This is a genomic window from Phyllobacterium sp., assembly GCF_037994405.1.
In the GTDB taxonomy this organism is placed as follows: domain Bacteria; phylum Pseudomonadota; class Alphaproteobacteria; order Rhizobiales; family Rhizobiaceae; genus Phyllobacterium.
In genome coordinates this window covers 1-11,361 of the sequence record NZ_JBBNAN010000236.1, presented here as the reverse complement: position 1 = coordinate 11,361, position 11,361 = coordinate 1, and the positions used below count along the sequence as shown (strand labels likewise).

Below are 11,361 nucleotides of genomic sequence, written 5' to 3'. Positions count from 1 at the left end.
TGCCAACCCGGACAGCTGGGAGGGCTGGTACTGGGGCGCCATGCACCATTTCGGCAATTCAATGCGGGTCGGCGTGCCTGCGGGCTATGGTGGGGTCGAGGATTGCCTCAAGGAAGCCGAGATGATCGTCTTCTGGTCCTGCGATCCCGAAAGCACCAATGGAGCCTATGCGGGATTTGAGGGCACGCCCCGTCGTCGATGGGCCAAGGAACTCGGCATCGAGTTCGTTCATATCGACCCGCATTGCAATCCGACAGCCCAGTTGCTGGGCGGGCGCTGGTTTCCCGTCCGGCCGCAGACCGACGCGGCCCTAGCCCAGGCGATCATGTATGTTTGGATCACGGAGGGCCTTTACGACGAGGAGTACGTCGCCACTCGCACCACCGGCTTCGACGAATGGAAGGCGTACCTGCTGGGCGAAACCGATGGCATCTCCAAGAGCCCTGAATGGCAGGAGGCAGAGACCGGCATCCCTGCCAGGGACGTGCGCGCCCTGGCCCGCAAGTGGGGCGGCAAGAAGGTCTATCTGGCTGTCGGAATGACGGGCACGGGATTCGGCGGCGCAGGCCGCGGCGCGACCGGAGCCCAGTGGGCGCGCTGCATGATCATGATGATGGCCATGCAGGGCTGGGGCAAGCCGGGCGTCAATTTCGGCGGTCTCCAGATCGGCGTCCCGCACGACCTCCATTTCTATTTTCCGGGCTACGCCGATGGCGGGATCTCCGGTGAGCTGGCGTGGACCGGGAATGCGGTCAACAACTATCAGCGCATGCCGCACATATTGACGATGAATCCTGTCAAGCAGATGGTGCCGCGTCAGCAACTGCCCGACGCCATCATCTCCGGCCACGCCACCGGCTACCTCTGGGACGGCATGTCCCAAGAGGCCCAGTTCGCTCCATTCACCTATCCCATGCCGGGCTACTCGCCGATTCACATGATCTACCGTTATGGCGGATCGTCTTTCAGCACCGCGACGAAATCAGGGCGCTGGGTGGAGGCCTATCGGCACGAGAGCATCGAGTTCGTGGTCAACCAATCTATCTGGATGGAGGGCGAGGCTCAGTTCGCCGATATCATCCTACCAGCCTGCACCTCGCTGGAGCGCTGGGACATTGGCGAATGGGCGAATTCCGGAGGCTACGCCCATCACGGCGTCAACGTCGTCAACCATCGCGTCATCACCCTCCAGCATAAGTGCATCGAGCCCTTGGGCGAGTCGAAGTCTGACTACGCGATATTCACCGGCATCCTGACCCGACTGGGCCTGGGAGCCGTCTTCACCGAGGGCTGCAGCGAGCTCGACTGGGTCAAGCGGGTGTTCGATTCGTCAGATCTGCCCGGCGAAATTTCCTGGAAGAAATTCTGTCGCAAGGGCTACTACGTCGTGCCGCCCGAAAAGCCAGAGCTGCGCCAGCCCGTCGACATGCGCTGGTTCGCCGAGGGAAGGCGCAAGGATCTACCGGAACCGCTTCCGATGCCATCGCAGTATGCCGAAGAGTTCGGCATGGGCCTGCAGACTCCGAGCGGCAAGCTGGAATTCGTGCCCGAGGTCCTCAAGCGGAACACGGCGGGCAATCCGGACCGGCCACCGGTCAATCGCTACATCCCATCCTGGGAAGGGCTGCGCAGCACCGGGCTGGCGGAGCGCTATCCGCTGCAGATGATCGCGACGCATAGCCGCTACAGCTTCCACACCAGCATGGACGGCAAGAACAGCGCGGTCAATCAGGTGGAAGACCACCGCGCCCTGCTTGCCGGCCATCGCTTTTGGCTGCTGCGGCTCAACCCGGCCGATGCCGCCGCCCGGGGCATCGGCCATCGTGACCTGGTGAAGATCTTCAACGATCGCGGGGCCGTAATCTGCGCCGCCGACATTTCGCCCCTGGTGACTGCGGGCGTCGTCAAGTCCTATGAGGCCAGCGCCGAGTTCCAGCTCATCGACGTTGCGGGAGAGACCGTCGAGATCGGCGGCTGCCTGAACATCCTCACCCCGGACCGATCGCAGACCCGCGGAACCAGCAGCATGGCTCCCAATTCCTGCCTAGTGCAGATCGAGAAGTGGCGGAACGCCGAGTCCTTCAAGATGAACCGCGCAGCGTAGGAGGACGCCCGTGAGCAAGTGGAACCTAATCATCAATGTCGGCCGCTGCGAGAACTGCCATAATTGCGTCATAGCGGACCGGGACGAACACGTCGGCAACGACTTCCCGGGCTATGCGGCGCCGGCCGCCGCCGTCGGCGACAGCCCGATCCGCATCCTGCGGCGTGCGCAGGGCAGCGCGCCCATGGTGGAGACCACCTACCTGCCGGTGATGTGCAATCACTGCGACGACGCGCCCTGCATGCGCCATGCCGGTGACGCCATTCGCAAACGCGATGATGGCGTCGTCATCATCGATCCGGTCAAGTCCCGCGGCCGCAAGGACATCGTTGGCTCCTGCCCCTATGGGGCAATCGTCTGGAATGACGAGCAACAGGTGCCGCAGACCTGGATTTTCGACGCCCACCTGCTGGATCAGGGCTGGCAGCAGCCCCGCTGTCAACAGGTCTGCCCGACGGATGTCTTCGAGGCGGTGAAGCTCGATGACGCCGCCATGGAGCGGATGGCGTTCGCCGAGGGGCTCAAGGTGCACAAGCCCGAGCTCGCGACCAAACCCCGCGTCTGGTACCGGGGCTTGGAACGGTGGGAGACATGCTTCGTCGGCGGTAGCGTCAGCGCCGACATTGCCGCGACGGTGGAATGCATCGAGGGGGCGGACGTCACCCTCTCCCAGGGAGGCAAGGTTCTCGCGAGGACGGTCACCGACGGCTTCGGCGACTTTCGCTTCGACAATTTGGCCGGGGATGGAGGCACGTATCGTGTCGAAGTTTCCCATGCCCATGGCAGCGCCTGGCGCGACTGTGTCCTGTGCGAGAGCGTCTATCTGGGCGAACTGAGGTTGACCCGCCTCGAGGAAACAAAGGAGGAGACGGCGAAAGCCCGCCCCAGCATTGCTCATTTAGTCGACGGAGCGGGTGGCGGCGCCCCAGATTCGCGTGGAGGAGCCGATGCTTGATAGTGATAATTGCCGCTCGGACATGACCAATCGGCGAACAAGATGGCAGGAAAGCCGGGGAACGAACGTTGCCCGATTCTCAGTGCGGCAGAGACATTGTGCGCGATCTGGGAGCCGGAAACGCCCGAAGACTTGATTTCCTTCAGTGTTGAGGCTCTCCGGAGCAGGCCGCTTCAATGCTGGCGATGATTGCCGGCACTGGTCTCGCTGCAGTGTTTCTGGTGCTGCAGGGCTATAAGGCCTGGCGAGATGCCGGATCCGATGCGGCGGAGTTCGTACTCCGAACACTGGAGATCGAGCCGGAGGAAGCTCGTCGCACCGCTAATTTGAAGTTGCCGCCGCTGCCCAGGTGAGCCAGCGCGGATCTATAGGAGGAGGAAGACTATGCTCGCAACAACCCCTGGCGACTTCGGGCGCCCCATTGTCGCTCTGCGCGATGTCGAGGCATTCGAGCAAATTCCGCTGCGGGAGCGTAACCTGCCGGCAAGCACCTACGAGATGCTTGCGCGCGGCGCCGCTATCGCGCCGGATCAGCTTGCCCTGTCCTTCTTTCTGCGCTCTGGCGACTTTCGTGATCCCTTCGTCTGGACTCATGCAGAGCTCCACGCTGACATCACGAGGACAGCCAATGCCCTACGGCGGCTGGGAATCGGTCGCGACGACGTCGTCGCCTTCGTGCTGCCCAATCTGCCCGAAACGCATTTCGTGATCTGGGGCGGCGAGGCGGCGGGTATCGCCTTCGCAATCAATCCGCTGCTACAAGCGGAACAGATCTCGGATCTTCTCATAGCCGGAAAGGCAAAATGGCTGGTGACGCTGACGCCCGCCCCGGGGACCGACATCTGGGAGAAGACGGTCGAAGCCGCGGCGAATGTGCCGAGCTTGCAGGGAATTCTCTCGGTGAATTTAAGTCGCTATGTTCGCGACACCGACGACGAAGCGCCGGAGGTACGGTCGCAGGCTCCGAGTGTCGATGGTCTTTCGATCCCGATTCTCAGCCTGCCTCAGGAAATCGCCGCGGAACGCGGCGACGCGTTGACCTTCGAAATGCCCAGATCCGGGGATATCTCATCATACTTCTGCACAGGCGGCACGACCGGGCTGCCCAAGATCGCTACGCGCACGCACTTCTCGGAAGTGTTCGACGCCTGGTCCACCCAAGCCTTCATCGGGAGTGCGTTCGCACCGGGCAAGACGATCTTCTGCGGCCTGCCGCTCTTCCACGTCAATGGGCAGTTGGTGACGGGCCTCATCCCGTGGTCACAAGGCGGACATGTCATCATGGGCACGCCGCAGGGCTATCGCGGAGAGGGAGTTATTCCGTCCTTCTGGGAGATCATCGAACATTATCGGATCGTGGCCTTCTCGGGTGTTCCGACTGTATATTCCGCACTTCTGCAGGTGCCTTTCGGCGGCCGCGACATTTCAAGCATCGGCTACGGTTTTTGCGGCGCGGCTCCGATGCCCGTGGAACTGTTCCGCACTTTCGAAAAGACGACGGGAATTCGCATTCTGGAGGCCTACGGCCTGACGGAAGGCGTCTGCGTTTCCAGTGTCAATCCCCCCGAAGGCGAGCGACGCATCGGCTCGATCGGCCTGCGCCTCCCCTACCAGCAAATGGCAGTGGTCAGACTTGACGATTCCGGCGGCTTCACCGGATTCGCCGGGACGGAAGAGGTCGGCGTGCTCGCGATCCGCGGGCCGAATGTCTTTGCCGGTTACATCAATGCCGAACACAACAAGGGGCTCTGGCTTGAGATTGACGGCGAGCGCTGGCTAAACACCGGCGATCTCGCCCGCCAGGACGCGGACGGCTACTTCTGGCTGACGGGTCGCAAGAAGGAGCTCATTATCCGCGGCGGCCACAATATCGATCCCAAGTTGATCGAAAATGCAGTGCAAGATCACCCGGCGGTGCAACTCGCCGCAGCGGTGGGAAGGCCCGATGTGCGCGCCGGAGAACTGCCGGTGCTCTACGTTCAGTTGAAGCCGGCGACGACCGCATCGGAGGCGGATCTGCTTGCCCATGCCGTCGGCCGTATTCCCGAGCGCGCTGCGCATCCCAAATCGGTTCGGATTCTGGCCGCGCTGCCCGTCACACCCGTCGGCAAGATCTTCAAACCAGCATTGTCGATGCTGGAGATCGAGGATGTCGTACGTCAGGAGGCGGCGTCGGCCGGCGTGAAGCTCGAATCGCTCTCGGTCGTTCAGGACGTCCGGCTCGGGCTGCTTGCAAGAATTGCGGCCGAGGGCGATCCAGGCCCACTCCGCGAAAAACTGGGTCGCTACACCTTTGAGGCGCAATTCCTCTGAAAATTCGCGAGAAGAAAAGGACGTCAATCATGGCGATCAATCTTACCCGTTACGAGATCGGGCCGCTAGCATTCTCTTGGGCAAACCAGCAGTCAGGACCCCAGTCATGAATGCTCAAACTCGGATCCCCGTCACCAACCTTCAGCACCATGTCTTCTACGTTACCGACCTGGAACGCTCAAAGGCTTTCTATATCAAACTCTTCGACCTGCAGTTCTCCGCTCTCAACCACCCGGACAGCAGCGCCGCAATGCGTTTGTCGCAGCAGGAAATGCATTTCTTCTCGTTCGGCTTCCACCATCACGACATCTGCCTGGTGAAGCATCACAAGCTGAAGATGGACAACAATTCGATGCTGCACTTCGCGCTGACTGTGAAGGACGCCAAGGCATTCGACGAGGTGAGAAGCCGCGCACGAGACATGGGCCTGTCGATCCGCGAGGGGCGCATGCTTGCCTCCGCGCGCCCTGTATCGCGTGCCTTTTGCGTCCGGGACCCAGACAAGCACTGGATTGAGATCATTGAGGAGCCCAGCAGATGAGCAACACCGCATTCGTTCCCCCGAACGTCCTGCCCCCATTCAAGCTACGCTTCGCAGGCCTCCTGAAGCGGAAATGGTTCCGCGAAACGGTCCTGTTGTGGCCGACGCTAACGAAGCGGCGGTTCTCCAACAAGACTGAAGACTACGGCGTCTTCAAGCCATCGCTCGTTTCTCATATCGGACAGCTCTCCATCTATGTGCGCGACATCGCGCGAAGCCGGGCCTGGTACGAGAGAGTTGCCGGCATGATCCACAGCCGCACTTGCGAGCTCGAACCACACCCGTTCAAGGAAGGCTGGTGTATCCGCTGCTGCTACATGAGTGCAAATGAGCACGAGGAATGCCTTGTGCTCATCGAGGAATACGACCCCTCCGGCAGGATTACCGTCCCTTCGGGCATGAGCTTCTTCCATTTCGCGCTCGAGGTGAAAGGAAACCAATTGGAGGATGTCCTGGCCTTTGCCAAGCAACAGCAGGCCGACGGATTCCAGTTGAACTACGGTCCAGTCCGCCACAACAGCGAACCGCCTTTGGGCGACGGCGAGACCGGCGGCAACGTCGCCTGCTATCTCTACGATCCCGACTGGCACAATGTCGAATTCTGCGGCGCGATGGATACGATCGAGAATTATCGCGCGCGATACGGAGACCTCAAGGGCAAGGACCGCGCTTGACCCCGCTCCGACCCTCAAAAGGCGCTGTGAGCGGACATTCGAGCCGCTCTCGAAGCGGCCCTCCCAAAGAAAGGAAATGAAATGGTAGTTAGAGTGACGCGATTTACAATCGGCGGCGAACCCTTGTGGGGAATTTTGGACGGAGATGAGATCGCGCCGCTCGAGGGCACCTTCGTCTCGACCGCCGACATCCTGCGCCTTCCTCCCGCTGAGCTCAAGACGCGGGCAGGCGCTCAACGTTTCCCGAGCAGCTCTGCAAACATTCTGAGCCCCGTCACAGCGCCGGCGCAGATCGTCTGCCAGGGTCTGAACTATGCAGATCACGCGGATCAATCGGGGCATGCGCCACGCCAGAAGAACCTGCTCTTCATGAAGGCCGCCTCCTCGCTGTCCGGAGCGTTCGATCCCGTCATCCGGCCGGCCGGATGTCAGATGCTCGACTACGAAGTGGAACTCGGGCTTGTCCTGAAGCGACCACTAGGTGCGGGCGATCACGTCACCCGAGAGACCCTCGGCGATTTCATAGGCGGACTGGTCTTGTGCAACGACGTGTCAGCCCGCGACGTCATGTTCGGCGAAGCCTTCATGCAGTGGTTCCGCGGCAAAAGCGCCCGTACCTTCTGCCCCTGTGGTCCTTGGCTGGTCATTCCGGAAGCGGACGAGGTAGCGGATCTGCTCGACAGGATTGAGATCCGTCTCTGGCTGAACGACGAACTGCGGCAGTCGGCCCATACCCGGGACTTCGTCTTTCGCCCGGAAACCTGCCTCAACGACATTGCGTCCCTGATGGACCTGTCTGCGGGCGATCTCGTCCTGACCGGGACGCCGGGCGGCGTGATCCTGCAAGCGAGCGCCCCCCTCGCCCAGATTCTGACGACCAAGCTCTTCAAGGATTCGGAGCGGAAGGATGCGATCGTCCAGGAAGCGACCGCGCACACACGTTACCTCGCGCCGGGCGACATTATGCGCGCCGAAATGCGCACCGATGACAGCGCCGTCGATTTTGGCAGGCAGTTGCTCGAAGTCGTGGACGCGTGATCTCGGCGGGACCAGGACGCACACGCCGTCGCCGCCCGCACCACGGCCCGATCGGCGGAGGTGTGAAGGGCTCGAGGGTCGCCTCCTGGTCTAGCCCCTTAATCTGGAGGCAGCCGACTGGTTGGAGGAAAGGCGCAGGGGCTGCAGGCAAAGTGAGAAATGCCCATTTCCTTGGGCTTTGCGGAAAAACGAGACGTCTCGGAGGAGGGAGACCCGCATGAAAACTACTAAGTTGGTGACCGGATTTTTCAGCTGTATTTTCGTCACACCTGCGATGGCAGGAGGTTTCGATATTCTGGGGCAGCCGATTGACGCTCTCTTCGAGGCGGGACGCTATGTCGAATTCGGGCTCGGCCTAGCCGGTCCGGACGTGAGGGGGGAGATCACAGCCGTCGGGCCCCCGTTTGCTTCGGGTGACACGGCGCCCACATTGCCATTCTACACTGGCGCCTTCAAGGCCGATATCAACGAGGAATTCTCAGGAGCGGTCATCGTAGACAATCCTTATGGGCGCAAACTCGAGTATGATGGCGGGCCGCTGTCCGGCTTGTCGGGAAAAGTCGAGTCGATCGCGGTCACAGGTTTGCTGCGCTACAAATTCACGGATCGTTTCAGTGTCTTCGGCGGGCCCAGACTGCAGCGCATGGGCGGCAACACTGATATCTCAGTCTTCGTGGGCGGCGTGCCCGCCGGTTTCAGCAACGTCACCTTTGACGACACCTGGGCGGTGGGCTACGTGGTCGGCGCGGCCTTTGAAATCCCGGAGGCCCATGTCCGGGCCGCAGTCACATACAATTCCGCGATCGACTACGATTTCGACACCTCAGGCGCCTATGACGGGACTACGCAGGTCGAGACCCCGCAATCGGTTAACATCGAACTCCAGGCCCCGATCAGTCACTCGACGCTGCTCTTCGCGACGGTTCGCTGGGCCGAATGGAGCGAACACACGATCAATCCGCCGGGCTATCCTTTGGGATCGCTCACCCACTTCAACGACACGACGACCTACATGCTCGGCGTGGCACAGATGTTCAGCGAACAATGGTCGGGATTCACATCTCTGACATACGAGCCCTCGACTGACGTATCGGCTGAAGGGCCGCTCGACGCAACGGACGGTTTGTGGGGTCCCACGCTTGGCGCAATCTACACGAAGGACCAGACGAAAATGACGGTCGCCGTTAGCTATTTTCAGTTCGGGGATGCTTCGGGTTCGTTCGGAAATTTTACGGACAACGACGTCATCAGTGCCGTCGTCAAAATGGGGTATTCGTTTTGACCGGGTTGCCGGATACGCCGTCGCCGACTTCGGCTTCTGTTCGGAAGCGACTTTGCCAAGCTTCCATGCCGCATATCGCCCGAATGACCATAACCCTGCGCCCCGACAGGCGCCAAACATAAATGGAGAAAAACTATGCGGAAACAATTCGCCCCGAGAGTGTTCCAGCTCGGATACATCGCGCTGGAAACGCCCGATATCCTGCGCGCCAAGGATCACTATGCCGAAACCATCGGCATGAGCGAAACCGCGACCGGTCATGATGGCGAACGCTATCTGTCCATCGGCTATGAGCACCACAACATCGTTCTGCGCCAGGCCGAGCAGAAGGCGATGGGCCATCTCGGCTTCCAGCTCAATCCCGGCACCGATCTGAAGGAGCTCGTGGCCGAGCTCGGCGCCTTCGGCCTGAGCGCGCAGATCAAGTCCGACAGCCAGCCGGGGATCCGCGAGCTGGTCGAGGTCGAGCCGGTGCCGGGCACCACGCTCCAGCTCTATACCGACATCGATGCCCCCGCGCCCGGCTTCAAGCGCATCGGCGTGTCGCCGCTCCGGCTCGGCCATGTGGCGGTGATCTCGCCCGAAGGCCCGAAGCTGAAGGCGTTCTTCATGGATTTCCTCGGCTTCTGGTTCACCGACACGATCGCCGGCATCTCCAACTTCATCACTTGCAACCGCGAACACCATGTCGTCAACGTGGTGAGCATGCCGGACAACCGGGTCCATCACATCGCCTTCCAGCTCAAGGGCAACGCCAGCCACGCGATGGCGTGCGATTTGCTGGCCGAGCGCGGTCTTCCGGTGGAATGGGGCCCTACGCGCCATACCGCCGGTCATAACATTGCCGGCTACCATTACGACCCCGATCGCGTGCTGATCGAACTCTATACCGATATGGATGTTTTCATCCCGGAACTGAACATGTGCGAGGCGCGCCCCTGGCACGGGCACTATCCCATGGCTCCGCGCGAATGGAAGCTTACAGAACTCTGCGCATGGGAAACCGAGTTCGCCTTCAGCCTCGCTCAGGCCTAAGGACGCCGATCAAGTCAATTTCTGAAGCAAAGGTCAGATCCATGCAGTTTTTTCACGCTCCCAGATCCTGTTCGCTGGGGATCCGGATTCTTCTCGAGGAAATCGGCGTTCCGCACCAGGTCGCGACGATCGATCTGTCATCCGGTCAGCAGCGCGATCCCGCCTTCCTGGCCGTCAATCCCAAAGGCAAGGTGCCCGCTCTGCTCCGCGATGACGGGACGGTGCTGACCGAGTTCCAGGCCATTGCGCTCTGGCTTGCGTGGCGCTTTCCCGAGGCTGGGCTCCTTCCCGTTGATCCCGACGCCGCGGCGCGGGTGATAGAGGCGATGGAGTTCATTGTGGGCACGGTTCACATGCGCGGCTTTGCACTGGCCCTCATGCCCGGCAAGTTCGTTTCGTCGCCATCCGCGCAGGAGGAATTGCGCGCCCATGGACTGCGGGTGGCGACAGACGGTCTGCGCCACGTCTCCACTCTTCTGGGGGAGACCCCGTGGCTGTCGGGGTCCCGGCCCGGTGTGGCCGATGCGGCGCTGTTTTATGTCACGTACTGGGCCACCATGCTGAACGCCGATCTGCCCGCCCCGCTGAGGGCCTTCTACGACCAAATGCTGAAGCGCCCGAGCGTGCTCCGAGCGATCGACGGGTCCTCCACCTGATTTCATCCCCGAGGGAAAGGTCGTCTATGAGGACGAGCAGGCGAGCACCGGCCCGCGCTTCGTGATCAATGCGCAGAACTGCGTGCACTGCAAGACCTGCGACATCAAGGATCCGTCGCAGAATATCACCTGGGTCCCGCCCGAAGGCGGCGGTGGCCCCAACTATCCCAACATGTGACGAACCCGTCACGCACAGGAAGCGAGCCATGACCGCAATCTACATTGTCGACTACCTGCGCAGCCCCTTCACGCCCGCCTATCGCGGCGCGCTTGCCAATGTACGTCCGGACGATCTCGTCGCCGGCGTGATCAAGACGCTGGTCGGCCGCTCCGGCATCGACCCGGCCGCGATCGAGGACGTGAACCTTGGCTGCGCCTTTCCGGAAGGCGAACAGGGCCTCAACATCGCCCGCTGCGCGGCGCTGATCGCCGGCCTGCCGCAATCGGTCGGCGGCTCCACGGTCAACCGCTGGTGCGGTTCCTCTCTGCAGGCGGTCCAGATGGCGGCCGGCGCGATTGCCATGGGTGCTGGCGACGCATTTATTGCCGGCGGCGTCGAGAACATGAGCCGCGTGCCGATGATGGGCTTCAACCCCATGCCGAACCCGGGGTGGAGCGACACCGAGCGTACCGCTTTCCTCAACATGGGGCTCACCGCCGAAAACCTCGCTGACCGCTACGGCATCTCGCGCGAGGAGCAGGACGCCTATTCGCTCGAAAGCCAGAAGAAGGCGCTCGCCGCTCGGGCCGACGGCCGGCTGGC

Annotated in this window: 10 protein-coding genes and 2 pseudogenes; all 12 read left to right on the top strand. The window is 61.7% G+C overall.

The window, feature by feature from the left end:
• Positions 1 to 2,104: molybdopterin-dependent oxidoreductase (locus AAAC48_RS13255; RefSeq protein ID WP_340654622.1), on the top strand; the 2,104-nt coding region annotated here is incomplete at its 5' end.
• A 10-nt stretch (positions 2,105 to 2,114) separates the two neighbouring features.
• Positions 2,115 to 3,059 carry a 4Fe-4S dicluster domain-containing protein gene (locus AAAC48_RS13250; RefSeq protein ID WP_340654621.1) on the top strand — a complete coding sequence of 315 codons (945 nt, stop codon included), beginning with the start codon at positions 2,115 to 2,117 and terminating at the stop codon, positions 3,057 to 3,059.
• 176 nt (positions 3,060 to 3,235) lie between these two features.
• Positions 3,236 to 3,412 (top strand): hypothetical protein, encoded by a 177-nt coding sequence (locus AAAC48_RS13245; RefSeq protein WP_340654620.1) that lies wholly within the window; start codon positions 3,236 to 3,238, stop codon positions 3,410 to 3,412.
• A 31-nt stretch (positions 3,413 to 3,443) separates the two neighbouring features.
• Positions 3,444 to 5,372 (top strand): acyl-CoA synthetase, encoded by a 1,929-nt coding sequence (locus AAAC48_RS13240; protein ID WP_340654619.1) that lies wholly within the window; start codon positions 3,444 to 3,446, stop codon positions 5,370 to 5,372.
• Positions 5,373 to 5,478: 106 nt separating this feature from the next.
• Positions 5,479 to 5,913 (top strand): VOC family protein, encoded by a 435-nt coding sequence (locus tag AAAC48_RS13235; RefSeq protein ID WP_340654618.1) that lies wholly within the window; start codon positions 5,479 to 5,481, stop codon positions 5,911 to 5,913.
• Positions 5,910 to 6,587 carry a VOC family protein gene (locus tag AAAC48_RS13230; protein ID WP_340654617.1) on the top strand — a complete coding sequence of 226 codons (678 nt, stop codon included), beginning with the start codon at positions 5,910 to 5,912 and terminating at the stop codon, positions 6,585 to 6,587. The genes AAAC48_RS13235 and AAAC48_RS13230 overlap by 4 nt, the downstream gene beginning before the upstream one ends.
• 81 nt (positions 6,588 to 6,668) lie before the next feature.
• Positions 6,669 to 7,625, top strand: a complete 957-nt coding sequence (locus tag AAAC48_RS13225; protein ID WP_340654616.1) for a fumarylacetoacetate hydrolase family protein — start codon at positions 6,669 to 6,671, stop codon at positions 7,623 to 7,625.
• Between the two features lie 217 nt (positions 7,626 to 7,842).
• The gene (locus tag AAAC48_RS13220; protein ID WP_340654615.1) at positions 7,843 to 8,907 is read left to right on the top strand and encodes an outer membrane protein transport protein; all 1,065 of its coding nucleotides are present in this window, start codon (positions 7,843 to 7,845) and stop codon (positions 8,905 to 8,907) included.
• Between the two features lie 135 nt (positions 8,908 to 9,042).
• On the top strand, positions 9,043 to 9,942 hold the full coding sequence (locus AAAC48_RS13215) for a VOC family protein (protein ID WP_340654614.1): 900 nt from the start codon (positions 9,043 to 9,045) through the stop codon (positions 9,940 to 9,942).
• A 41-nt stretch (positions 9,943 to 9,983) separates the two neighbouring features.
• Positions 9,984 to 10,598 (top strand): glutathione S-transferase family protein, encoded by a 615-nt coding sequence (locus tag AAAC48_RS13210; protein WP_340654613.1) that lies wholly within the window; start codon positions 9,984 to 9,986, stop codon positions 10,596 to 10,598.
• Positions 10,599 to 10,614: 16 nt separating this feature from the next.
• A pseudogene (locus tag AAAC48_RS13205) lies at positions 10,615 to 10,776 on the top strand (4Fe-4S dicluster domain-containing protein); the annotation flags it as partial.
• Positions 10,777 to 10,804: 28 nt separating this feature from the next.
• Positions 10,805 to 11,361, top strand: a pseudogene (locus AAAC48_RS13200) (acetyl-CoA C-acyltransferase); the annotation flags it as partial.